Annotated in this window: 21 protein-coding genes and 3 pseudogenes; 21 read left to right on the top strand and 3 right to left on the bottom strand. The window is 55.6% G+C overall.

The annotated features are described in order from the left end of the window. The first annotated feature begins 179 nt into the window (after positions 1-179). The 19 genes and pseudogenes from mnmG (at position 180) to HA48_RS02550 (ending at position 20101) form a co-directional block, all read left to right on the top strand. Positions 180-2069, top strand: coding sequence for a tRNA uridine-5-carboxymethylaminomethyl(34) synthesis enzyme MnmG (gene mnmG / locus HA48_RS02640; protein WP_128599654.1), 1890 nt, complete (start codon positions 180-182; stop codon positions 2067-2069). Positions 2070-2116: 47 nt separating this feature from the next. Further along, positions 2117-2734 (top strand): 16S rRNA (guanine(527)-N(7))-methyltransferase RsmG, encoded by a 618-nt coding sequence (gene rsmG, locus HA48_RS02635; protein WP_128599653.1) that lies wholly within the window; start codon positions 2117-2119, stop codon positions 2732-2734. 713 nt (positions 2735-3447) lie between these two features. After that, positions 3448-3828 carry a F0F1 ATP synthase subunit I gene (gene atpI / locus HA48_RS02630; RefSeq protein ID WP_128599652.1) on the top strand — a complete coding sequence of 127 codons (381 nt, stop codon included), beginning with the start codon at positions 3448-3450 and terminating at the stop codon, positions 3826-3828. Between the two features lie 8 nt (positions 3829-3836). Further along, positions 3837-4654: pseudogene (gene atpB / locus HA48_RS02625) on the top strand (F0F1 ATP synthase subunit A). 49 nt (positions 4655-4703) lie between these two features. Beyond that, complete coding sequence (gene atpE, locus HA48_RS02620) at positions 4704-4943, top strand: F0F1 ATP synthase subunit C (protein ID WP_003849523.1); 240 nt, start codon at positions 4704-4706, stop codon at positions 4941-4943. Between the two features lie 108 nt (positions 4944-5051). After that, on the top strand, positions 5052-5522 hold the full coding sequence (atpF, locus tag HA48_RS02615) for a F0F1 ATP synthase subunit B (protein WP_128599651.1): 471 nt from the start codon (positions 5052-5054) through the stop codon (positions 5520-5522). A 14-nt stretch (positions 5523-5536) separates the two neighbouring features. Further along, the gene (atpH, locus tag HA48_RS02610; protein WP_128599650.1) at positions 5537-6070 is read left to right on the top strand and encodes a F0F1 ATP synthase subunit delta; all 534 of its coding nucleotides are present in this window, start codon (positions 5537-5539) and stop codon (positions 6068-6070) included. 14 nt (positions 6071-6084) lie between these two features. Continuing rightward, entirely contained in the window at positions 6085-7626 is a 1542-nt protein-coding gene (gene atpA, locus HA48_RS02605; RefSeq protein WP_128599649.1) for a F0F1 ATP synthase subunit alpha, read from the top strand. Positions 7627-7678: 52 nt separating this feature from the next. Further along, positions 7679-8545 carry a F0F1 ATP synthase subunit gamma gene (atpG, locus tag HA48_RS02600; RefSeq protein ID WP_128599648.1) on the top strand — a complete coding sequence of 289 codons (867 nt, stop codon included), beginning with the start codon at positions 7679-7681 and terminating at the stop codon, positions 8543-8545. 63 nt (positions 8546-8608) lie between these two features. After that, a complete protein-coding gene (atpD, locus tag HA48_RS02595; protein WP_128599647.1) occupies positions 8609-10006 on the top strand; it encodes a F0F1 ATP synthase subunit beta in 1398 nt (465 codons plus the stop codon). A gap of 24 nt (positions 10007-10030) precedes the next feature. Next, a complete protein-coding gene (locus HA48_RS02590) occupies positions 10031-10450 on the top strand; it encodes a F0F1 ATP synthase subunit epsilon (RefSeq protein ID WP_128599646.1) in 420 nt (139 codons plus the stop codon). 230 nt (positions 10451-10680) lie between these two features. Beyond that, positions 10681-12050: pseudogene (gene glmU / locus HA48_RS02585) on the top strand (bifunctional UDP-N-acetylglucosamine diphosphorylase/glucosamine-1-phosphate N-acetyltransferase GlmU). Positions 12051-12194: 144 nt separating this feature from the next. Next, positions 12195-14024, top strand: a complete 1830-nt coding sequence (gene glmS, locus HA48_RS02580) for a glutamine--fructose-6-phosphate transaminase (isomerizing) (RefSeq protein WP_128599645.1) — start codon at positions 12195-12197, stop codon at positions 14022-14024. A gap of 174 nt (positions 14025-14198) precedes the next feature. After that, positions 14199-15242, top strand: coding sequence for a phosphate ABC transporter substrate-binding protein PstS (gene pstS / locus HA48_RS02575; RefSeq protein ID WP_128599644.1), 1044 nt, complete (start codon positions 14199-14201; stop codon positions 15240-15242). 87 nt (positions 15243-15329) lie between these two features. Further along, positions 15330-16292 (top strand): phosphate ABC transporter permease PstC, encoded by a 963-nt coding sequence (gene pstC / locus HA48_RS02570; RefSeq protein WP_128599643.1) that lies wholly within the window; start codon positions 15330-15332, stop codon positions 16290-16292. Further along, positions 16289-17176, top strand: a complete 888-nt coding sequence (pstA, locus tag HA48_RS02565) for a phosphate ABC transporter permease PstA (RefSeq protein ID WP_128599642.1) — start codon at positions 16289-16291, stop codon at positions 17174-17176. The genes pstC and pstA overlap by 4 nt, the downstream gene beginning before the upstream one ends. A 44-nt stretch (positions 17177-17220) precedes the next feature. Next, on the top strand, positions 17221-17994 hold the full coding sequence (pstB, locus tag HA48_RS02560) for a phosphate ABC transporter ATP-binding protein PstB (protein ID WP_128599641.1): 774 nt from the start codon (positions 17221-17223) through the stop codon (positions 17992-17994). A gap of 14 nt (positions 17995-18008) precedes the next feature. After that, positions 18009-18743 (top strand): phosphate signaling complex protein PhoU, encoded by a 735-nt coding sequence (gene phoU / locus HA48_RS02555; protein ID WP_128599640.1) that lies wholly within the window; start codon positions 18009-18011, stop codon positions 18741-18743. A 119-nt stretch (positions 18744-18862) separates the two neighbouring features. Then, a complete protein-coding gene (locus HA48_RS02550; RefSeq protein WP_128599639.1) occupies positions 18863-20101 on the top strand; it encodes an MFS transporter in 1239 nt (412 codons plus the stop codon). A gap of 113 nt (positions 20102-20214) precedes the next feature. Here the strand turns inward: HA48_RS02550 and yieH are convergent, their stop codons facing one another. Further along, on the bottom strand, positions 20215-20883 hold the full coding sequence (gene yieH / locus HA48_RS02545; protein WP_128599638.1) for a 6-phosphogluconate phosphatase: 669 nt from the start codon (positions 20881-20883) through the stop codon (positions 20215-20217). A gap of 150 nt (positions 20884-21033) precedes the next feature. Here yieH and HA48_RS02540 point away from each other — a divergent pair. Next, positions 21034-22346 (top strand): annotated as a pseudogene (locus HA48_RS02540) (NCS2 family permease). A 31-nt stretch (positions 22347-22377) separates the two neighbouring features. Here HA48_RS02540 and HA48_RS02535 read toward each other — a convergent pair. Continuing rightward, on the bottom strand, positions 22378-23136 hold the full coding sequence (locus HA48_RS02535) for a 4'-phosphopantetheinyl transferase family protein (RefSeq protein WP_128599637.1): 759 nt from the start codon (positions 23134-23136) through the stop codon (positions 22378-22380). Between the two features lie 293 nt (positions 23137-23429). Here HA48_RS02535 and HA48_RS02530 point away from each other — a divergent pair, with 293 nt between their 5' ends. Beyond that, on the top strand, positions 23430-23939 hold the full coding sequence (locus tag HA48_RS02530; RefSeq protein WP_128599636.1) for a flavin reductase family protein: 510 nt from the start codon (positions 23430-23432) through the stop codon (positions 23937-23939). Positions 23940-23976: 37 nt separating this feature from the next. On the opposite strand, the gene HA48_RS02525 is transcribed toward HA48_RS02530, so the two are convergent. After that, a complete protein-coding gene (locus HA48_RS02525; RefSeq protein WP_128599635.1) occupies positions 23977-24567 on the bottom strand; it encodes a malonic semialdehyde reductase in 591 nt (196 codons plus the stop codon). Between the last annotated feature and the right edge of the window lie 190 nt (positions 24568-24757).

Genomic DNA, 24757 nt, shown 5'->3' with positions numbered 1-24757 from the left:
GTGTTATCAACAGGCAAGCGCGATCCTAATAAGAGATCTAACAGATAGATCATATAAAAGAATAAAGATCCTTTCTTTTACACCACAGGATCCGGCGACTTTCGCCTGCATCAGAATTTCAGTAGAATCCACCGCCCAGGGCAACGATCCCTGTCCGAACATTAACGAGGACCCACTTCATGTTTTATCCAGATCCTTTTGACGTCATCGTAATTGGTGGTGGTCATGCGGGTACAGAAGCCGCAATGGCGGCTGCCCGAATGGGTCAGCAAACCCTGTTACTCACCCACAACATCGATACGCTTGGGCAAATGTCCTGTAATCCGGCAATCGGTGGCATCGGGAAAGGACACCTGGTTAAGGAAGTGGATGCCTTAGGCGGTTTGATGGCCAATGCAATCGATCAGGCAGGTATTCAGTTTAGGATACTAAACGCCAGCAAAGGTCCGGCCGTCCGTGCCACGCGTGCTCAGGCAGACCGCGTACTGTATCGCCAGGCGGTACGCACCGCTCTGGAAAACCAGCCGAACCTGATGATCTTCCAGCAGGCGGTTGACGATCTGATCGTCGAAAACGATCGCGTTGTCGGCGCCGTGACCCAAATGGGCCTGAAGTTCCGCGCTAAAACCGTTGTGCTGACCGTGGGCACTTTCCTCGATGGCAAAATTCATATCGGTCTGGATAACTACAGCGGTGGACGCGCAGGCGATCCGCCCTCCATTCCGCTGGCAAAACGCCTGCGTGCACTGCCGCTGCGAGTAAATCGCCTGAAAACCGGTACGCCGCCACGCATTGATGCACGTAGCATCGATTTTTCCGTGCTGGCACCGCAACACGGTGACAATCCGATGCCGGTGTTCTCGTTCATGGGCAGCGCCGCACAGCATCCAAAGCAGGTACCGTGCTGGATCACCTATACCAATGAGCAGACCCATGACGTCATCCGTAATAACCTCGATCGCAGCCCGATGTATGCCGGGATCATCGAAGGGATCGGACCACGTTACTGCCCGTCGATCGAAGACAAAGTGATGCGCTTTGCCGATCGCAATGCGCATCAGATCTTCCTGGAGCCGGAAGGCCTGACCAGCAACGAAATCTATCCAAACGGGATCTCAACCAGCCTGCCGTTTGATGTGCAGATGCAGATCGTACGCTCAATGAAAGGGCTGGAGAACGCGACGATCGTTCGTCCTGGCTACGCCATTGAGTATGACTTCTTCGATCCGCGTGACCTGAAGCCGACGCTGGAGAGTAAGTTTATTCACGGCCTGTTCTTTGCCGGACAGATCAACGGCACCACCGGCTACGAAGAAGCGGCGGCGCAAGGACTGCTGGCAGGTCTTAACGCTGCACGTCAATCCGCCGACAAAGAGGGCTGGGCACCACGTCGCGATCAGGCTTATCTGGGCGTACTGGTTGATGACCTGTGTACGCTGGGAACGAAAGAGCCCTACCGCATGTTTACCTCACGCGCGGAGTACCGTCTGATGCTGCGCGAAGACAACGCCGATCTGCGTCTGACCGAAACCGGCCGCGAGCTGGGTCTGGTCGATGATGCTCGCTGGGCGCGTTACAACCAGAAGCTGGAAGCCATTGAGCAGGAGCGTCAGCGCCTGCGCGATCTGTGGGTACACCCGAAATCTGACAACGTGGCCGACGTGAACAGCGTGATCAGCGCGCCGCTGACCAAAGAGGCCAGCGCGGAAGATCTGCTGCGCCGCCCGGAAATGACCTATGCGTTGCTGATGTCTGTGCCCGGTTACGGACCGGCGCTGATGGATGAGCAGTCTGCCGAGCAGGTTGAGATTCAGGTGAAGTACGAAGGCTACATTGCGCGCCAGCAGGAGGAGATTGATCGCCAGCAGCGTAATGAAAATACCGTACTGCCTGTCGATCTTGATTATCGCCAGGTCAATGGCTTGTCGAACGAAGTGATCGCTAAACTCAACGATCATAAACCGACCTCAATCGGCCAGGCCTCGCGTATTTCGGGTATCACACCCGCTGCTATCTCAATTCTGCTGATCTGGCTGAAAAAACAGGGCCTGCTGCGTAAAAGTGCCTGATTGACCCCGGGGCGGGATAACTCGCCCCCGTTTATGGAATCTCCCCCGTGATTAACAAACTCTCACAGCTGCTTAACGCGGCAAATATTTCGCTCTCCGATCAACAAAAACAGCAGCTGGTTGGCTATGTTGAGCTATTGCACAAATGGAACAAAGCGTACAACCTTACGTCGGTCCGTGATCCGCAGCAGATGCTGGTGCGCCATATCCTCGACAGTGTCGTAGTGGAGCCGCATCTGCAGGGCGAGCGTTTTATTGATGTGGGAACCGGCCCCGGACTGCCTGGCATCCCGCTGGCGATTGTACGGCCACAGGCTCATTTCACGCTGCTGGATAGCCTTGGCAAGCGCGTCCGTTTCCTGCGTCAGGTACAACATGAGTTAGGACTTACTAACGTTACACCTGTGCAGAGCCGTGTCGAAGCGTTTCCCGCAGAGCCGCCCTTTGACGGGGTAATAAGCCGGGCGTTTGCCTCGCTTGAGGATATGCTGAGCTGGTGCCATCATTTGCCTGGCGTGCACGGGCGCTTCTACGCGTTAAAAGGCGTGCGGCCGGATGAGGAGATCGCACTCCTGCCTGCGGGCTTTGTCGTGGATAAAATTGAAGCGCTGCGCGTGCCGGAGTTAGACGGCGAACGTCATCTGGTGGTCATCTCCCGCCAGTAGTCGCAATAATGGTGTGGATTTACACTAATCTGCACCATTTGGCTTAGCCGGCAGGCTGAATAAAAAACCAGCGGTTGAACACGTTTGGATAAACGCTTTTATTCAGCAGGGCAGGGGAAGCGGTTTAACAACCGCAGCGGAAATTATCCGAAAAGCTCTGTTACATTTAACGTTTAATTCACAATTCATTATCAGTTATATCACTTCGAATGCGCTATTAACCGAACCGGATAGTCACCTCTGAAAATATAACTCTGCAATAAATCGGCGGACGTAATATGAATTTTACGTTTTTATTGCGATACACGATGTCAATAGAGTGTTTTTATCGATAATCATCGCTGTACGGCTATCTTATTATTACATCCAATTGATTTATATGGGTATAAGAGGCGGGTGAATTCGTAAAAATCGGGTTTAAAACAAAATGGTTCATTTGCCTGTTGCTTATAATGTGATCTGAAGCACGCTTTAAAAGCAAGTCGGCCCGGCAATTTCAGCGTTGCGGCTCACGCTGCGCGGAAGGGAATCTTTTGAAAAATAGCCCTCCAGAAAGAAATTTAAATAATTGTTCACCTTTTCGCTACTTACCGATTGAAATCGCAGGTGCGGCCCGTATAATTTGCACGGCTTTTGCTGCTTGACTCAAATGAGTAAAGGCAGTCTTATACGACACGCGACATACCCCATCCGGGGCAGGAGAGTTCAGCGTCATGTCAGTGTCTCTTTACAGTGTGAAATTAGCCCGAACCGTGCTGGTGATCCAGCTGGTGACCTTTGTCGTAATCGGTGCGCTGTTTGCCCTGAAAGATGTCACCTGGGGCGCCTCTGCCATCGCGGGTGGAGCAGCAGCCTGGCTGCCAAACGTATTATTTATGTTTTTAGCCTGGCGCCTGCAGGATCAAACACCGGCTAAAGGGCGTGTCGCCTGGAGCTTTGCTTTCGGTGAAGTACTCAAGGTGTTTGCCACTGTTATTTTTCTCGTTGTGGCGTTGGGTGGATTTGGGGCGGTCTTTTGGCCACTCGCAATCACCTGGTTATCGGTGCTGGTGGTACAAATCGTCGCGCCGGCTGTAATTAACAACAAAGGGTAAGAGGCATCATGGCCGCAGGAGAAATCTCAACGCCGCAGGAATACATAGGTCACCATCTGACACATCTTCAGATGGACCTGCGTACTTTCGAGCTGGTGAATGCACACGACGCGCCAGCGACGTTCTGGACGTTAAACCTGGACTCCATGTTTTTCTCTGTATTACTGGGACTGGTATTTCTGGTCCTGTTCCGCAAAGTGGCAAAAAGCGCCACCAGCGGTGTGCCAGGGAAATTGCAGGCGGCTATCGAGCTGGTTGTCGGCTTTGTTGATAGCAACGTACGCGACATGTACCACGGTAAGAGTAAAGTTATCGCCCCGCTGGCTCTGACGATTTTCGTCTGGGTCTTCCTGATGAACTTCATGGATCTGCTGCCTATCGATTTGCTGCCGTTTATTGGCGAGCACTATCTGGGCCTGCCGGCGCTGCGCGTCGTGCCGTCTGCAGACGTGAACATCACGCTGTCTATGGCGCTGGGCGTATTTATTTTGATTCTGTTCTACAGCATCAAAATGAAAGGTGTAGGTGCTTCGCCAAAGAGCTGACGCTGCAGCCTTTTAATCACCCGATCTTCATCCCCATCAACCTGATTCTTGAAGGTGTTAGCCTGCTGTCTAAACCGGTTTCACTCGGTTTGCGACTGTTCGGCAACATGTATGCGGGTGAGCTGATCTTTATCCTGATTGCCGGTCTGCTGCCGTGGTGGTCGCAGTGGGTGCTGAATGTGCCATGGGCCATTTTCCACATCCTGATTATTTCGCTGCAGGCTTTCATTTTCATGGTCCTCACGATTGTCTATCTGTCGATGGCATCTGAAGAACATTGATTTTTATCTCAACAACTTAGCTTTTAACTGAAACAAACTGGAGACTGTCATGGAAAACCTGAATATGGATCTGCTGTACATGGCTGCCGCTGTGATGATGGGTCTGGCGGCAATCGGTGCTGCGATCGGTATCGGCATCCTCGGAGGTAAATTCCTGGAAGGCGCAGCGCGTCAACCGGATCTGATCCCTCTGCTGCGTACGCAGTTCTTTGTTGTAATGGGTCTGGTGGATGCAATCCCGATGATCGCTGTTGGTCTGGGTCTCTACGTGATGTTTGCTGTCGCCTAAAGCCTGTAGCCGTGGTTCACTCATGGCACGCAGTGTGATGAGGGACGGATTCTGCCGTTTATCACTGATAGCGGCAGAGCAAGTTAACTTAATAAGAGGCATTGTGCTGTGAACATTAATGCAACAATCCTCGGCCAGGCCATCGCGTTCATCCTGTTTGTCGCGTTCTGCATGAAGTACGTATGGCCGCCGATTATGGCTGCCATCGAAAAGCGCCAGAAAGAAATTGCTGAAGGCCTTGCTTCTGCTGAACGCGCGAAGAAAGATTTGGATCTTGCGCAGGCCAATGCGACCGACCAGCTGAAAAAAGCGAAAGACGAAGCTCAGGTCATTATCGAGCAGGCGAACAAACGCCGTGCCCAGATTCTGGACGAAGCCAAAACTGAAGCTGAGACTGAACGTAACCGCATCGTGTCTCAGGCGCAGGCAGAAATCGAAGCCGAGCGCTCACGTGCACGTGAAGAGCTGCGTAAGCAAGTCGCGTTGCTGGCATTAGCTGGCGCCGAGAAAATCATCGAACGTTCCGTGGATGAAGCTGCTAACAGCGACATCGTTGATAAACTGGTCGCTGAACTGTAAGGAGGGAGGGGCTGATGTCTGATCTGATTACTGTAGCTCGCCCCTACGCCAAAGCAGCTTTTGACTTTGCTGTTGAGCATCAAAGTATCGACCGCTGGCAATCCATGCTGGCGTTTGCCGCAGAAGTGGCTCGCAACGAACAGATGGCAGAACTCCTTTCCGGTGCATTGGCACCGGAAGCCTTGTCTGCCTCTTTCAATGCAGTCTGTGGTGATCAACTTGATGAATACGCTCAGAACCTGATCAAGGTTATGGCGGAGAACGGACGTTTGACAGCGCTTCCAGCGGTACTGGAACAGTTCATTCAACTGCGCGACGCTTATGAAGCGACAGCCGAAGTTGACGTGATCTCCGCCAGTACGCTGAGTGACAGCCAGCTGACTAAAATCAGCGCCGCGATGGAAAAACGTCTGTCACGCAAAGTTAAGCTGAATTGCAAAATTGACAAGTCTGTAATGGCAGGTGTGGTTATCCGTGCGGGTGACCTGGTGATTGATGGCAGCGTGCGCGGCCGTCTTGACCGTCTGGCAGACGTCTTGCAGTCTTAAGGGGACTGGAGCATATGCAACTGAATTCCACCGAAATCAGCGAACTGATCAAGCAGCGCATTGCTCAGTTCAATGTGGTGAGCGAAGCTCACAACGAAGGTACTATTGTTTCTGTAAGTGACGGTATCATCCGCGTACACGGCCTGGCCGATGTCATGCAGGGTGAGATGATTGCCCTGCCGGGTAACCGTTACGCTATCGCACTGAACCTCGAGCGTGACTCTGTAGGTGCAGTGGTGATGGGCCCGTACGCTGACCTCGCCGAAGGCATGAAGGTTAAGTGTACGGGTCGTATTCTTGAAGTACCGGTAGGCCGTGGCCTGCTGGGCCGTGTGGTGAACACCCTGGGTGCACCGATCGACGGTAAAGGCGCAATCGACAACGACGGCTTCTCGCCAGTTGAAGTGATTGCACCGGGCGTTATCGACCGTCAGTCAGTAGACCAGCCTGTTCAGACCGGTTACAAATCTGTCGATGCGATGATTCCAATCGGCCGTGGCCAGCGTGAGCTGATCATCGGTGACCGTCAGACCGGTAAAACCGCAATGGCAATCGACGCCATCATCAACCAGCGTGATTCAGGCATCAAGTGTGTCTACGTCGCGATTGGCCAGAAAGCGTCAACCATTTCTAACGTAGTGCGTAAGCTGGAAGAGCACGGTGCGCTGTCTAACACCATCGTGGTTGTGGCTTCTGCTTCTGAATCTGCAGCGCTGCAGTACCTGTCACCTTACGCCGGTTGTGCGATGGGTGAGTACTTCCGTGACCGCGGTGAAGACGCGCTGATCGTATACGATGACCTGTCCAAGCAGGCTGTTGCTTACCGTCAGATCTCTCTGCTGCTGCGCCGTCCGCCAGGCCGTGAAGCATTCCCGGGCGACGTGTTCTACCTCCACTCTCGTCTGCTGGAGCGTGCATCACGCGTAAGCGCTGACTACGTTGAGCGCTTCACCAACGGTGAAGTGAAAGGCAAAACCGGTTCTCTGACCGCTCTGCCGATCATCGAAACGCAGGCAGGTGACGTTTCTGCATTCGTTCCGACCAACGTAATCTCGATTACTGATGGTCAGATCTTCCTGGAATCGAACCTGTTCAACTCCGGTATCCGTCCGGCCGTTAACCCGGGTATCTCTGTATCCCGTGTTGGTGGTGCTGCACAGACCAAGATCATCAAGAAACTGTCCGGTGGTATCCGTACCGCTCTGGCACAGTATCGTGAACTGGCAGCGTTCTCTCAGTTCGCTTCCGATCTGGACGACGCAACGCGTAAGCAGCTGAGCCATGGTCAGAAAGTGACCGAGCTGCTGAAGCAGAAACAGTATGCACCGATGTCTGTTGCACAACAGGGTCTGGTACTGTTCGCGGCTGAGCGCGGCTTCCTGAACGACGTTGAACTGGCGAAAATCGGCAGCTTCGAAGCCGCTCTGCTGGCATTCGCGGATCGCGAACACGCTGAGCTGATGGCTGAAATCAACCAGGCGGGTAACTACAACAACGAGATCGAAGAGAAGCTGAAAGGCCTCCTCGAAACGTTTAAAGCAACCCAGTCCTGGTAATGTCTGGCGGCTTGTCTGAAAAGGCAGGCCGCAAGGCTTTGAGGAGAAGCTAATGGCCGGCGCAAAAGAAATACGTACCAAGATCGGCAGCGTAAAAAATACGCAGAAGATCACCAAAGCGATGGAGATGGTCGCCGCCTCCAAAATGCGTAAAACGCAGGAACGCATGGCGGCCAGCCGTCCGTATGCAGATACCATGCGCAAAGTGATTGGTCACCTTGCTCTGGGTAATCTGGAGTACAAGCACCCATACCTGGATGAGCGCGACGTTAAGCGCGTCGGCTACCTGGTCGTTTCGACTGACCGCGGGCTTTGTGGTGGTTTGAACATTAACCTGTTCAAAAAATTGCTGGCGGAAATGAAAGGCTGGGCGGATAAAGGCGTACAGAGCGATCTGGCCATTATCGGCTCAAAAGGCGTTTCATTCTTCGGCTCTGTAGGTGGCAACATCGTGGCTCAGGTCACTGGCATGGGTGATAAGCCTGCGCTGTCTGATCTGATCGGCCCGGTAAAAGTGATGTTGCAGGCCTATGATGAAGGCCGCATCGACAAGCTGTATATCGTCGGCAACAAGTTTAATAACACCATGTCTCAGACTCCGACCATTACCCAACTGCTGCCGTTACCGCCAGCGGAAGGTGAAGAAGAGATGAAGGCGAAGACCTGGGATTACCTGTACGAACCCGATCCGAAAGCGCTGCTGGATACCCTGCTGCGTCGTTATGTCGAATCGCAGGTTTATCAGGGTGTGGTGGAAAACCTGGCCAGTGAGCAGGCCGCACGTATGGTGGCAATGAAAGCTGCAACCGATAACGGCGGAAACCTGATCAAAGAGCTGCAGTTGGTTTACAACAAAGCTCGTCAGGCCAGCATCACTCAGGAACTTACCGAGATCGTCTCGGGAGCCTCCGCGGTATAACCAGGCATATATCCCGTCGCGCATGCGCGGCCGGATATTCTCGAATTAGGTAGAGGATTCAAGATGGCAGCTGGAAAGATTGTCCAGATTATCGGCGCCGTAGTTGACGTCGAATTCCCTCAGGACGCAGTACCGCAGGTATATAGCGCTCTCGAGGTTAAGAATGGTGATGCTCGTCTGGTGCTGGAAGTTCAGCAGCAGCTGGGCGGTGGCGTGGTGCGTACCATCGCCATGGGTACTTCTGACGGCCTGAAGCGCGGTCTGGAAGTTGCTGACCTGAAAAAACCGATCCAGGTTCCGGTTGGTAAAGCTACCCTCGGCCGTATCATGAACGTATTGGGTGAGCCAATCGACATGAAGGGCGACCTGCAGAATGACGACGGCACCACAGTAGAGGTCTCCTCTATTCACCGTGCTGCGCCTTCTTATGAAGATCAGTCTAACTCGCAGGAACTGCTGGAGACCGGCATCAAGGTTATCGACCTGATGTGTCCGTTCGCTAAGGGCGGTAAAGTTGGTCTGTTCGGTGGTGCGGGTGTAGGTAAAACCGTAAACATGATGGAGCTGATCCGTAACATTGCGGCTGAGCACTCAGGTTACTCGGTATTTGCCGGCGTGGGTGAGCGTACTCGTGAGGGTAACGACTTCTACCACGAAATGACTGACTCCAACGTTATCGATAAAGTAGCGCTGGTGTATGGCCAGATGAACGAGCCGCCGGGTAACCGTCTGCGCGTAGCACTGACCGGTCTGACCATGGCGGAAAAATTCCGTGATGAAGGCCGTGACGTTCTGCTGTTCATCGACAACATCTACCGTTACACCCTGGCCGGTACTGAAGTATCAGCACTGCTGGGTCGTATGCCATCTGCGGTAGGTTACCAGCCAACGCTGGCCGAAGAGATGGGTGTGTTGCAGGAGCGTATTACCTCCACCAAAACCGGTTCAATCACCTCCGTACAGGCCGTTTACGTCCCTGCGGATGACCTGACTGACCCGTCACCAGCAACTACCTTTGCTCACTTAGACTCAACCGTTACGCTGAGCCGTCAGATCGCCTCTCTGGGTATCTACCCGGCCGTTGACCCGCTGGATTCAACCAGCCGTCAGCTGGATCCACTGATCGTGGGTCAGGAGCACTACGACGTTGCGCGTGGCGTGCAGTCTCTGCTGCAGCGTTACCAGGAACTGAAAGACATCATCGCCATCCTCGGTATGGACGAGCTGTCTGAAGAAGACAAACTGCTGGTGGCACGTGCGCGTAAGATTCAGCGCTTCCTGTCCCAGCCGTTCTTCGTTGCTGAAGTCTTCACCGGTTCTCCGGGTAAATACGTGACGCTGAAAGACACCATCCGTGGCTTTAAAGGCATCATGGAAGGCGAATTCGACCACCTGCCAGAGCAGGCGTTCTACATGGTCGGCGCTATCGAAGAAGCGGTAGAAAAAGCGAAGAAACTGTAATAACGGTTTCCCGGGAGGAGTGGTATGGCTATGACTTATCATCTGGACGTGGTCAGCGCGGAGCAGCAAATGTTCTCCGGTCTGGTGCAGCGTATCCAGGTGTCAGGTAGCGAAGGTGAGCTGGGTATCCATCCTGGTCACGCCCCGCTGCTGACTGCCATCAAGCCTGGTATGATTCGCATCGTGAAACAGCACGGCGAAGAGGAGTATATCTACCTCTCTGGCGGCGTGCTGGAAGTACAGCCGGGCAGCACGACCGTTCTGGCCGACACCGCGATCCGCGGTGAAGACCTGGACGAAGCGCGCGCGCTGGAAGCGAAACGTAAAGCAGAAGACCACATGAACAGCAGCCACGGCGACGTGGACTATGCTCAGGCTTCTGCGGAACTGGCGAAAGCTATCGCGAAACTGCGCGTTATCGAGCTGACCAAAAAAGCGATGTAATCAGGCTTTATGCGTCACGAAATGCCAGCCCATTGGGCTGGCATTTTTTTACCTGCCACACAGAGATATCTGTCGCAAACCGTGCGCTATCAATGCAGCGCGGTCATGAACGGCGATCGCCTGCACAAACTGCCCTCTCCTCTGCATCCGCTAATTTTGTCGCGAGAAAAATGTAGTAATCTCAGGGGTAAACCTTACACTTTCGCAAGCTAAACTGAGTCTGGATAGTTATGTCAACTAACGCAATGAGTGTGGTGATCCTGGCCGCTGGCAAAGGCACCCGTATGTATTCCGATCTGCCTAAAGTGCTGCATGCGCTGGCAGGTAAACCTATGGTTCAGCATGTGATTGATGCCGCTACCGGCCTCGGTGCACAACAGGTGCACCTGGTCTATGGTCACGGTGGTGAGTTGCTGCAGGTGAAACTGGCCCACAACAAGCTGAACTGGGTGCTGCAGGCTGAGCAACTGGGTACGGGGCATGCGATGCAGCAGGCCGCGCCGTTCTTTGCTGATGACGAAGATATTCTGATGCTTTACGGCGATGTGCCGCTGATCTCGCAGCCGACGCTGCAGCGTCTGCGCGAAGCCAAACCGGCGGGCGGCATTGGTCTGCTGACGGTTGTGCTGGATAACCCGACGGGCTACGGCCGCATCGTGCGGGAAAACGGTACGGTGACCGGCATTGTCGAGCAAAAAGATGCCTCCGCTGAACAGCTGAACATTCAGGAGATCAACACCGGTATCCTGATCGCCAATGGCGGCGACCTCAAGCGCTGGCTGGCGCAGCTGAACAACAACAATGCGCAGGGTGAGTTCTATATCACCGACATCATCGCCATGGCCCACCATGAAGGCCGCATCATTAATGCGGTGCATCCCGCTCGCAACACTGAAACTGACGGCGTCAACAATCGCCTGCAGCTGGCCACCCTGGAGCGCGCTTATCAGAGCGAGCAGGCTGAAAAGCTACTGCTGGCGGGCGTCATGCTGCGCGATCCGGCGCGTTTCGATCTGCGCGGTACGCTGCAGCACGGACGTGATGTGGATATCGATACCAATGTGATCATTGAAGGCCACGTAACGCTGGGTAGCCGGGTGAAAATCGGCGCAGGCTGCATCATTAAAAACAGCGTGATTGCCGATGACTGTGAGATCAGCCTTATTCGGTTATCGAAGACGCTACGCTGGCGGCGGCCTGTACCGTGGGGCCGTTTGCGCGCCTGCGTCCGGGGAGCGAGCTGGCTGAAGAGGCGCACGTGGGTAACTTTGTTGAGATGAAAAAGGCTTCGCTGGGCAAAGGCTCAAAAGCCGGACACCTCTCCTATCTCGGCGATGCGGAGATTGGGGCAGGCGTTAACATCGGCGCCGGCACCATTACCTGCAACTACGATGGCGCGAACAAATTTAAAACCATCATTGGCGATAACGTGTTTGTGGGATCGGATACGCAGCTGGTGGCACCGGTCACCGTTGCCGCAGGCGCCACCATCGCTGCCGGTACCACGGTAATGAGGGATGTGCCCACAGCGGAGCTGGTCTATAACCGCAAAGAGCAGAATCACAAAGCGGGCTGGCAGCGCCCGGTGAAGAAAAAATAAATTTTAAGGGCCGGCAAAGATCGGCCCGTTTAGCAGTGCCATAACGATATCCCCACTCTCTACAAGGCTCGGGGAACCGGCGTAGCCGGAAATCAGGTCAGATGACAACGCAATGGCCGAAAGCCATGAAGTCAGGAAACTATTATGTGTGGAATTGTTGGTGCAGTAGCGCAGCGTGACATCGCAGAAATTCTGCTGGAAGGCCTGCGTCGTCTTGAGTATCGCGGTTATGACTCCGCCGGTCTGGCGGTGGTTGATCGCCAGGGACACATGACGCGCCTGCGTCGTCTTGGCAAAGTCGCTAACCTGGCGGAAGCCGCAGAAGAGCAGCCGCTGATTGGCGGCACCGGTATCGCGCACACCCGCTGGGCAACGCACGGTGAACCGTCAGAAGCCAATGCGCATCCCCATGTCTCTGAGCACATCATCATTGTGCATAACGGCATCATTGAGAACCACGAGCCGCTGCGCGCGCAGATGATTGAGCGGGGATATCGCTTTGCTTCGGAAACGGACACCGAAGTGGTGGCCCATCTGGTGCACTGGGAGCAGAAACAGGGCGGCACACTGCGCGAAGTGATTCTGCGCGTGATCCCGCAGCTGCGCGGTGCTTATGGCATGGTGATCATGGACAGCCGCGATCCGTCAGTGCTGGTGGCCGCCCGTTCCGGCAGCCCGCTGGTGATTGGCCGTGGCGTGGGTGAGAACTTTATTGCGTCCGATCAGCTGGCACTGCTGCCGGTAACGCGCCGCTTTATCTACCTTGAAGAGGGCGATATTGCTGAGATCACCCGCCGCGAAGTAACGATTATCGATCGCGATGGCAAACAGGCGCAGCGCGCAGAGATTGAATCTACCGCGCAGTATGATGCCGGTGATAAAGGTATCTATCGCCACTACATGCAGAAAGAGATCTACGAGCAGCCGAACGCCATCAAGAACACCCTGGCCGGCCGCTTCCACGATGGCATTGTGGATCTCAGCGAACTGGGTGAGCATGCCGAAGCGCTGCTGAGCAAAGTGGAGCACATCCAGATTATCGCCTGCGGGACGTCATACAACTCGGGCATGGTCTCACGCTACTGGTTTGAATCGCTGGCAAACATTCCGTGTGACGTGGAGATCGCCTCTGAATTCCGCTATCGCAAATCCGCAGTACGTAAAAATAGCCTGCTGATTACGCTGTCGCAGTCCGGTGAAACGGCCGATACGCTGGCGGCCCTGCGTCTGTCAAAAGAGCTGGGGTATCTGGGCTCGCTGGCTATCTGCAACGTGGCAGGCTCATCGCTGGTGCGCGAATCGGATCTGGCGCTGATGACCAAAGCGGGCACGGAAATTGGCGTGGCGTCGACCAAAGCCTTCACCACTCAGCTCACCGTGCTGTTGATGCTGGTGGCAAAACTGGGCCGTCTGCACGGCATGAAGCCGGAAACCGAGCACGATATCGTGCACGCGTTACAGGCGCTGCCAAGCCGTATCGAGCAGATGCTGGCGCAGGACAAAGTGATTGAGAGCCTCGCCGAAGGCTTCTCTGACAAGCATAATGCGCTGTTCCTTGGCCGTGGCGATCAATATCCGATTGCAATGGAAGGCGCGCTGAAGCTGAAAGAGATCTCCTACATCCACGCTGAAGCGTACGCCGCGGGCGAGCTGAAGCACGGCCCGCTGGCGCTGATTGATGCTGACATGCCGGTGATTGTGGTCGCACCGAATAACGAACTGCTGGAGAAGCTGAAATCCAATATTGAAGAGGTACGCGCACGCGGCGGCCTGCTGTATGTGTTTGCCGATCAGGATGCCGGTTTCAGTGACAGCGACGGGATGAAAATCATCCCGCTGCCGCACGTGGAAGAGGCGATTGCGCCAATCTTCTACACCGTGCCGCTGCAGCTGCTGTCGTATCACGTGGCGCTGATTAAGGGCACCGACGTTGACCAGCCGCGTAACCTGGCAAAATCAGTAACGGTCGAATAATTCGTCCTCAGGGCGGGCCTGCAACGGGCTCGCCTGCTTTTTCACCAGTGTCATATAACTGTCACAATTCGTACATTTCACTGTCATCAAACTGTCCTATTTTCCCTCCAGCAGCAATCACTGACTCTTACTAAAAAGGCATCGAGCCTGATTTTTAAATCCCCTGGAGGGAACATGACACTGATGCGTAGCACCGTAGCCCGAATCCTCGCCGCCACCTTCGCTGTTAGCGCGGTATCTGCATTCGCAGCCACCGATCTCACAGGCGCAGGCGGGACATTCCCGGCACCGGTTTATGCCAAGTGGGCAGCAGAGTACCAGCAAGCCACCGGTAGCAAAATTAACTATCAGGGTATTGGTTCTTCGGGCGGCGTGAAGCAAATCATTGCCAAAACCGTTGACTTCGGTGCGTCCGATGCGCCGATGAAAGATGAAGATCTGCAGAAAAATGGCCTGTTCCAGTTCCCTACCGTCATTGGTGGTGTGGTGCTGGCGGTGAACATCCCTGGCGTGAAATCCGGTGAGCTGACGCTCGACGGTAAGACCGTGGGCGATATCTACCTGGGCACCATCAAAAAGTGGAATGACCCGGCAATCACTAAGCTGAACCCGGGCGTAAAGCTGCCTGATTCCAACATCAACGTGGTGCGCCGCGCGGATGGTTCCGGTACCTCCTTCGTCTTCACCAGCTATCTGGCGAAGGTGAATGAAGAGTGGAACAGCAAAATCGGTAAAGGCAATACCGTGAACTGGCCAACCGGCCTGGGCGGTAAAGGCAACGACGGCGTGGCGGCCTTTGTTCAGCGCCTGCCAGGCTCGATTGGCTACGTTGAGTACGCTTACGCCAAGCAGAACAACCTGACCTACACCAAACTGATGGACGCAGATGGCAAGCCGGTGGCACCAAGCGAAGCCAGCTTTGCCAACGCGGCTAAAGGCGCAGACTGGAGCAAATCTTTTGCCCAGGACCTGACCTTCCAGAAGGGCAACGACGCATGGCCAATCACCTCTACCACCTTCATCCTGATCTACAAAGATCAGGCGAACGCGGAGAAGGGCAGCGAAGTGCTGAAGTTCTTTGACTGGGCCTACAAAGGCGGCAGCAAAACCGCAACCGCGCTGGATTACGCCGCGCTGCCTGAGAGCGTAGCGGATCAGATTCGTGCCGCCTGGAAAGCCAACATCAAAGACAGCTCCGGTAAAGCGCTGTACCAGTAAGTGAACCACCTGGCCTGCGACTGCAGCGGGCCAATCTGAGGGGCGGCGCTATCGCCGCCCTGATTACCTTCTGAGAACGAGAATTCTATGGCTGCCACTAAGCCGACGTTTAAAGCACCGGGCAAGCAAGGCGACATGATCTTCGGCGCGCTGGTAAAGCTATCTGCGCTGATTGTGTTACTGCTGCTGGGTGGCATTATCGTCTCCCTGATTTTCTCCTCCTGGCCGAGCATCCAGAAGTTTGGACTCTCCTTCCTGTGGACCAAAACCTGGGATGCGCCAAATGAAGAATTTGGTGCGCTGGTGCCGATCTACGGCACCCTCGTGACCTCGCTAATTGCCTTGATCATCGCAGTGCCGGTGAGCTTTGGTATTGCCCTGTTCCTGACCGAGCTGGCACCCGGCTGGCTGCGCCGTCCCCTGGGAACCGCCATCGAACTGCTGGCAGCCATTCCCAGCATCGTTTACGGCATGTGGGGACTGTTTATCTTTGCCCCGCTGTTTGCCGAATATTTCCAGACGCCGGTGGGCGATGTACTGGCTAATGTGCCAATTGTTGGCTCACTGTTCTCCGGCCCGGCATTCGGTATCGGTATTCTGGCGGCCGGGGTGATCCTCGCCATCATGATCATCCCGTACATTGCCTCGGTGATGCGTGACGTATTTGAACAAACCCCGGTAATGATGAAAGAGTCGGCCTACGGCATCGGCTGCACCACCTGGGAGGTGATCTGGCGCATCGTGCTGCCGTTCACCAAAAACGGGGTGATTGGCGGCGTGATGCTCGGACTTGGCCGCGCGCTGGGGGAGACCATGGCAGTGACCTTTATCATCGGTAATACCTACCAGCTCGACAGCGCCTCGCTGTTTATGCCGGGTAACAGCATCACCTCCGCGTTGGCGAACGAATTTGCTGAAGCCGAGTCGGGCGTGCACGTGGCAGCGCTGATGGAGCTGGGGCTGATCCTGTTCGTGATTACTTTTATCGTACTGGCGATCTCCAAACTGATGATCCTGCGTCTGGCGAAGAGTGAAGGAGCCCGTTCATGACAGCAATTGAAATGCAGGCGCGCGCTGAGCTGGCGGCTTCACGCCGTAAAATGCAGGCGTGGCGCAGCACCAAAAATAAAATTGCCCTGACGTTATCCCTGCTGACCATGGCATTTGGCCTGTTCTGGCTGATCTGGATTCTGTTCACCACGGTAACCAAAGGGATCGATGGCCTGAGCTGGTCGCTGTTCACAGAGTCAACGCCGCCGCCGAATACCGCTGGCGGCGGGCTGGCGAACGCGCTGGCGGGCAGCGGCCTGCTGATCTTCTGGTCCACCTTCTTCGGTACGCCGCTGGGCATCATGGCCGGTATCTATCTGGCCGAGTACGGACGTAAGCACTGGCTGGCGGAAGTGATTCGTTTCATCAACGACATTCTGCTGTCGGCTCCGTCGATTGTGGTTGGCCTGTTTGTTTACACCATCGTGGTGTCGCAGATGCAGCACTTCTCCGGCTGGGCCGGCGTAGTGGCACTGGCTCTGCTGCAGGTGCCTATCGTGATCCGCACTACCGAAAACATGCTGCGTCTGGTACCGGACAGCATGCGTGAAGCCGCGTACGCGCTGGGCACGCCGAAGTGGAAGATGATCTCCGCTATCACGCTGAAAGCCTCGGTCTCTGGCATTATCACCGGCGTACTGCTGGCGATTGCGCGCATTGCCGGTGAAACGGCACCGCTGCTGTTTACCGCGCTGTCGAACCAGTTCTGGAGCACCGACATGATGCAGCCTATCGCTAACCTGCCGGTGACCATCTTTAAATTCGCCATGAGCCCCTTTGCCGAGTGGCAGAGCCTGGCGTGGGCGGGCGTACTGATTATTACGGTGTGCGTGCTGCTGCTGAACATCGTAGCGCGCGTCGTTTTCGCCAAAGGCAAACATTAATTTTCCGGCGCGGCTTCGGCGGCGCTGCACATGAGAGATGAGCAATGAGTATGGCAAACACGGCTGCCGGCAAAATCCAGGTGCGTAATCTGAACTTCTATTACGGTAAGTTCCACGCGCTGAAAAACATCAATCTGGATATCGCAAAAAACCAGGTGACGGCATTTATCGGCCCGTCCGGCTGCGGCAAATCAACCCTGCTGCGCACCTTTAACAAAATGTATTCGCTCTATCCGGAGCAGCGCGCGGAAGGCGACATTCTGCTGGATGGCGATAACATTCTGGCCTCGCATCAGGATATCGCCCTGCTGCGCGCCCGCGTCGGCATGGTGTTCCAGAAGCCGACGCCGTTCCCGATGTCGATTTACGACAATATCGCCTTTGGCGTGCGTCTGTTTGAGAAGCTATCGCGCGCGGATATGGATGAGCGCGTGCAGTGGGCGCTGACCAAAGCGGCGCTGTGGAATGAAACCAAAGACAAGCTGCATCAGAGCGGTTACAGTCTCTCCGGCGGTCAGCAGCAGCGCCTGTGCATCGCGCGCGGCATCGCGATTCGTCCGGAAGTGCTGCTGCTGGATGAGCCGTGCTCGGCGCTGGATCCTATCTCAACCGGCCGCATTGAAGAGCTGATCACCGAGCTGAAGCAGGATTACACCGTAGTGATCGTGACACACAATATGCAGCAGGCGGCGCGCTGTTCTGACCACACGGCCTTTATGTATCTGGGCGAGCTGATTGAGTTCAGCGATACCGATACACTGTTTACCAAGCCCGCACAGAAACAGACTGAAGATTACATCACCGGTCGTTACGGCTGATTCAGGAGACGCACATGGATAATTTAAATCTGAACAAACACATCTCCGGTCAGTTTAATGCCGAGCTGGAGCACATTCGCACTCAGGTGATGATCATGGGTGGCATGGTGGAGCAGCAGCTTACTGATGCGATCACCGCCATGCACAATCAGGACGCTGAGCTGGCGCGCCGCGTAATCGATGGCGACCAGAAGGTCAACATGATGGAAGTGGAGATTGATGAAGCCTGCGTGCGCATCATCGCCAAACGTCAGCCCACCGCCAGCGATTTGCGCCTGGTGATGGCGATCATCAAAGCCATCTCTGAGCTGGAGCGTATCGGCGATGTGGCGGAGAAGATTAGCCGCACCGCGCTGGAGAAGTTCGGTCAGCAGCATTTACCGCTGCTGGTGAGCCTTGAATCCCTTGGCCACCACACCGTGCAGATGCTGCATGACGTACTGGATGCCTTTGCGCGCATGGATCTTAATGAAGCCATTAACATCTACCGCGAAGATAAGAAGGTGGATAAAGAGTACGAAGGCATTGTGCGCCAGCTGATGACCTACATGATGGAAGATCCGCGCACCATCCCCAGCGTACTGACCGCGCTGTTCTGCGCGCGCGCGATTGAGCGTATTGGCGATCGCTGCCAGAACATCTGCGAAATCATCTTCTATTTCGTAAAAGGACAGGATTTTCGTCACGTTGGCGGAGACAGGCTGGATGAACTGCTGTCCGGCGATGACGGCAGCAATAAACCCTCCTGATCGCCGCTGCGGCTGCCTGTTACCTCTGTGGCTAACCGGCAGCCGTTGCGATTTGTACCTGTTCTCCGCGTTAGCCTCTCTTTATACTTGGCGCACTTTTTTCTGCCAGGTGCTGTGATATGTCCTCTGCAACCCCCAAAAAAACTGCCGTGACGCCGGCGAAAGCGATGCTGGCGGCCATCAGCGGCTACGCCATGGATGGATTTGACCTGCTGATTCTCGGCTTTATGTTACCGGCAATCAGCGTATCGCTGGCGCTCGATCCCTCTCAGGCCGGTTCGCTGGTCACCTGGACGCTGATTGGCGCGGTGATCGGCGGCATCGTGTTTGGCCATCTCAGCGATCGTTTTGGCCGTATCCGTATTCTGACTATCACTATTTTAATGTTCTCACTGTTTACCGGGCTGTGCGCCGTGGCGCAGGGTTACTGGGATCTGCTGGCTTACCGCACGCTGGCCGGCATGGGGCTGGGCGGTGAGTTTGGGATCGGCATGGCGCTGATCGCCGAAGCCTGGCCGCAAGAGAAGCGCAACCGCGCCTCAGCGTGGGTTGGTATCGGCTGGCAGCTTGGTGTGCTGCTGGCGGCATTTATCACGCCGCCGCTGCTGAGCGTGATTGGCTGGCGCGGCATGTTCCTTGTCGGTCTGCTGCCGGCGCTGGTGTCGTTTGTCATTCGCCGCAGCATGGGCGAGCCGGAGGGCTTTACCCGCGTGGCAGAGAAAACGCCGCAGCTGTCGTTTACCGCGCGTATCAGGCTGCTGTTTGCCGATCGCGCCACCAGCAAAGCCAGTCTGGGTATTTTTATTCTCTGTTCGGTACAGAATTTTGGTTACTACGGCCTGATGATCTGGATGCCGAGCTACCTATCCTCCAGCTTCGGCTTTAGCCTGACCAAATCCGGCCTGTGGACGGCTGTCACGGTGGTCGGCATGACGTTCGGTATCTGGCTGTTCGGCGTGCTGGCGGACCGCTTTGCGCGCTGGAAAATCTTCCTGCTGTATCAGTTCGGCGCGGTAGCGATGGTGGTAGTGTACGCGCAGCTGCGCGATCCCACAGTGATGCTGTTTACCGGTGCGATTATGGGGATGTTCGTTAACGGCATGATTGGCGGCTACGGCGCGCTGATCTCTGACACGTTCCCGCCGCAGGCGCGCGCCACAGCGCAGAATGTGTTGTTCAATCTGGGACGCGGCGTGGGCGGCTTTGGCCCGCTGGTGATCGGTATGCTGGCAGCAAATATTTCGTTTACCGCGGCGATTACGCTGCTGGCGTTGATTTATCTGCTGGATATCGTTGCCACGCTGTTCCTGCTGCCGAAGAAGCAGGGCAACGAAGATTCACTGGGCGCGATTGGCTGAGGTTGTTGCCTGGATCCGGTGCGCATGAATGCGCACCCTACATAACACGATGCGCAACCCTGTAGGGTCGCCATTCATGCCGACCACATACACATACCTTGTAGGGTCGGTATTTATGCCGAGCGGGTTAAATCCCAGCCACGCGCCTGCCACAGATCTGGCAACTGCGCCATATCGTCAAAACGCGTCACCAGCGGGTGGTCGATCACCGGATTATGCGCATCGGCGCAGTAATAAAACACCGGAATCCCCGCTGCAATCCCGGCACGCGCGCCCGCTTCAGAATCATCTACCAGAATGCACTTCTCAATCGGTACCTGCATCTGCTCTGCCGCGTGGTACATCAGCTCTGGATCGGGCTTCCAGTGGTTGATGTCGTAACCGCTGTACAGCCGGCCCTCAAGGTGCGGCAGCATGCCGGTTAATCCCAGCGAATGCTGCATCTTCTTCACCGTTCCATTCGACACCACGCACATCGGAACCTTAACGCGCTCAACCAGCGTTTTCGCACCGGCAATCGGCTGCAGATCGAGATCAAACAGCCGCGCCACTTCAGCGCGATAGGCTGCCTCTACCTCTTCCAGCGGCAGCTCAACCTGGTGCTGCGCCATCACATCGCGGATGATGTCGTAAAGCTTGACCCCTTTGTACTGTTCAAACATCTGCTGCAGCGAGAGCTCGATACCGTAGCGGGCAAAGGTGTTGACGTAGGATTGCGTACAGATCATCTCGCTATCGACCAGCGTGCCGTCGCAATCAAAAAAAATACATTCAACTGACATCGTGCATCATCCTTTTAGTAAACAATCAGCTGTCACTCTAGCGCACTGAGCGCAGAAAGCGACCCGGGCAACCGGTTGCGAAAAATCCGTGTTTTGCCGCGCCAAAGCCTATAGGATACGCGGCGATAAATTTTTCATCGGAATAGCGAAATGACAAATCAGGGCCTTTTGCAGCGTATCTTCAGGCTGCAGGAACACGGTACCACGGTGCGCACCGAGGTGATTGCCGGTTTCACCACCTTCCTGACGATGGTGTACATCGTTTTTGTTAACCCGCAGATTCTGGGCGTTGCGGGCATGGATACCCAGGCGGTGTTTGTTACCACCTGTTTGATTGCGGCGTTTGGCAGCATCCTGATGGGGCTGGTGGCCAATCTTCCCGTGGCGCTGGCACCAGCAATGGGCCTGAACGCCTTCTTCGCTTTCGTGGTGGTTGGCGCAATGGGCTACTCCTGGCAGGTTGGTATGGGTGCCATCTTCTGGGGTGCGCTTGGCCTGCTGATCCTGACGCTATTGCGTGTGCGTTACTGGATGATTGCCAATATTCCGCTTAGCCTGCGGGTTGGCATTACCGCGGGTATCGGCCTGTTCATCGCTATGATGGGGCTGAAAAATGCCGGGATTATTGTGCCAAACGCCGACACCATTGTGACGGTAGGCAATCTGGCTTCGCACAGCGTGCTGCTGGGTGCGCTTGGCTTCTTCATCATCGCGATTCTGGCCTCGCGCAACATCCACGCGGCGGTGCTGGTCTCGATAGTCGTGACCACCGCAATTGGCTTGCTGACGGGCGACGTGAAATTCACCGGCGTGTTTGCGGCGCCGCCGGCGATTACCACGGTGGTCGGCCAGGTGGATATCAAAGGGGCATTTAACATCAGTATGGCCGGGGTGATCTTCTCCTTTATGCTGGTGAATCTGTTTGACTCCTCCGGCACGCTGATTGGCGTGACCGATAAAGCCGGGCTGACCGACGAAAAGGGCACCTTCCCGCGTATGAAGCAGGCGCTGTATGTCGACAGCATCAGTTCGGTTACCGGTTCACTGGCGGGTACATCGTCGGTTACCGCCTATATCGAAAGCTCATCCGGTGTGGCAATTGGCGGGCGCACCGGCTGATGGCGGTAGTCACCGGTATTTTGTTCCTGCTGGTGATGTTCCTGTCACCGCTGGCGGCGATGGTGCCCGCTTACGCGGCGGCAGGTGCGCTGATCTACGTTGGTGTTTTGATGACCGCTTCGCTGTCGCGCGTGCGCTGGGATGATCTCACTGAAGCTGTGCCTGCGTTTGTCACGGCCGCGATGATGCCGTTCAGCTTCTCCATCACTGAGGGGATCGCGCTGGGCTTTATCTCTTACTGCGTCATGAAACTGGGAACCGGTCGCTGGCGTGAAATCAGCCCGTGCGTGGTGGTGGTGGCGCTGCTGTTTGTACTGAAGATTGCGTTTATCGACGCGCACTAAACAGAACAGGCCGCGTTTGCGGCCTGTTTTCTCAGGGATGTCCCATCTCCGGGGCGCTGAGGGTACGCTCACCGGGCAGGCTGGTAAGCCGTAGCGTACGCGGCCCGATATTAGGTTTGCTCATCTCGACATCGCGCAGTGCCTGCCACTGCTGCTGCGCATCAATCTCCCACAGCCGTAATCGCTCACTGCCTGGCGATAGCGCGCATGACCATACCAGCGTCGGTTCGGCATCGCATACGGCCTGGATATCGGGATACACGCTGGAACGCAGGCGACCGGCAGCCGGATGCAGGCGCAGCGAATTGCTGCTCTCCGCCGTGCCCGTCAGCTTAAGGATGCTCTGGCGCAGCGTCCAGATCTGCGTCACTGCCTCCATAAAATCCTGCTGTGCATTGATCCAGGCTTTCTCACCCGAGGAGAGATCCTGCGTCAGGGCATCCTGTGCCTGACGGCTATGCGCGCGCACAATTTCCATGTCCAGCCCGGCGCGTCCTCCCTCTTCCGCCAGCAGTACGCCAACCATATTGCCGGCATAGGCGATACTGAAATCGGGCAGGTGGGGATCGGCAAAGCAGGGGCGGCCGCTGCTGCTGGCAATCAGCGCGGGAAGTTCACGAATGCCGTAAACCCGCAGCATCAGTTGCGCCAGCAGTTCGCGCGCAGCAAGAAAACGTCCACGGCGCTTATCGGGCAAGCGTCCGGCGCTGTTAATCACATCCTGTGGCACCCGTGTTGTCTCAGAGGAGAGGGGCGGGTTACCCATCCAACGAACAAAATGACTAGCCATCTGTCGCTCCGTGAAAATGGTCGGATAATCATCAACCGCATTGTAAGAATTTTCTCATCAGTTTGCATCCGGCTTAGAGGGAAAGGGGATAAATTCAGATAACGCCGAAAAAGTGATAATTCTGCATGTTGTATTAGCATATGAAGCTTTTGCATGTTCATGTCGGATAGGGTGATGAAGCGGCCGTTGTGGTGTAGGATTTGGGCGGTAAAAAAAGCACCTCGAAGTGCATAAACGATTATTCACCCATCTGCCAATCGTGCGCATCGCAAACTATGCACGTCGGAGTTGTTATGTCAGTTACCTCGCCTGTTCGCCAGGAATCGATCTCGCTTGATGAATTTCGTCACGGCATGCGCCGTCTTACCGCCGGTGTTTCGCTGGTAACCACCGAATATCAGGGCGAAAAGCTGGGATTAATCGCCACCTCGGTGAGCTCGCTGGCTGCCGAGCCACCCAGTCTGCTGGTGTGCGTTAACCGCAGTGCATCCAGCCACGATGCATTTTTACAGGCAGGTCATTTTGCCGTAAACGTGCTGCGCGAACAGCATGACGATCTCTGCGCGCAGTTCAGTCAGTCCACGCGCCGCGATGAACGCTTTGGCAGTGGCGAATGGCATACGCTGAATACCGGTGCCCCGGTGCTGGCGGATGCGCTGGTAAGTTTTGACTGTCAGCTGGAGAAGGTTGTGGAGTGGAACACACACAGCGTGCTGCTGGCGCGTATTGTCGGCATTGCCCTGCCGGGCGAAGCGGCAGCACCGATGATCTACTTCAACAGCGGTTTTCACTCGCTGGGATAAGCGTAAGCGCGTCGTGCCGCGGCACGACGCGACGGAATCAGGCAAATTTGCCGGCTTCTTCAAAGCTCAGGCGCGGTAAACGCGGATGCAGTTTGCTGGCTTCACCGTAGCCCAGATTGATCAACAGGTTAACCTGCCATTTGCTGTCGCCAAAGAAGGCGTCGTTGACTTTGGCCGGATCGAAACCGGACATCGGGCCGGCATCCAGTCCCAGCGATCGTGCCGCCAGAATCAGATAGCCCGCCTGCAGGCTGCTGTTGCGAAACGCGGTCTCTTTGGCCAGATCCGGGCTGCTGGTGAACCAGCTACGCGCATCGCCGTGCGGAAACAGTCTTGGCAGCGCTTCGTAGAACGCCGGATCCCACGCCACAATCACCGTCGCCGGTGCCGCCATGGTTTTATCCACATTGCCCGAGGAGAGCGCCGGTTTCAGCTTCTCTTTGCCTTCCTGTGACGTGACGAACACGAAGCGGCCCGGCGAACAGTTCGCCGAAGTCGGGCCCAGCGCGGTCAGCGCGTAGAGCTGCTTCAGTACGTCCTGAGAAATTGGCTTGTCCTGCCAGTAGCTGTGGGTGCGGGCTTCATTAAACAGCGCATTCAGCGCCACGCTGTCGAGCGGTGTACTCATGTTTCTCTCCTGTTCAGGTACAAACCGTACCTGATGTTTAGCATGAATAGTGGATGCGGCCGCTGCGCTTTAGCAACGACCATCAACCGTTATACGGCAAAGGAGAGGGGGAGCCAAATAACAAAGATGTATGTTTACAACGACCCCGGTGCGCATAATGCGCACCCTACAGAACCGCAGAGATTCCTGT

The sequence above is a fragment of the Pantoea wallisii genome (genome assembly GCF_002095485.1).
GTDB lineage: Bacteria > Pseudomonadota > Gammaproteobacteria > Enterobacterales > Enterobacteriaceae > Pantoea > Pantoea wallisii.
This window is presented reverse-complemented; position numbering and strand designations above follow the sequence as displayed.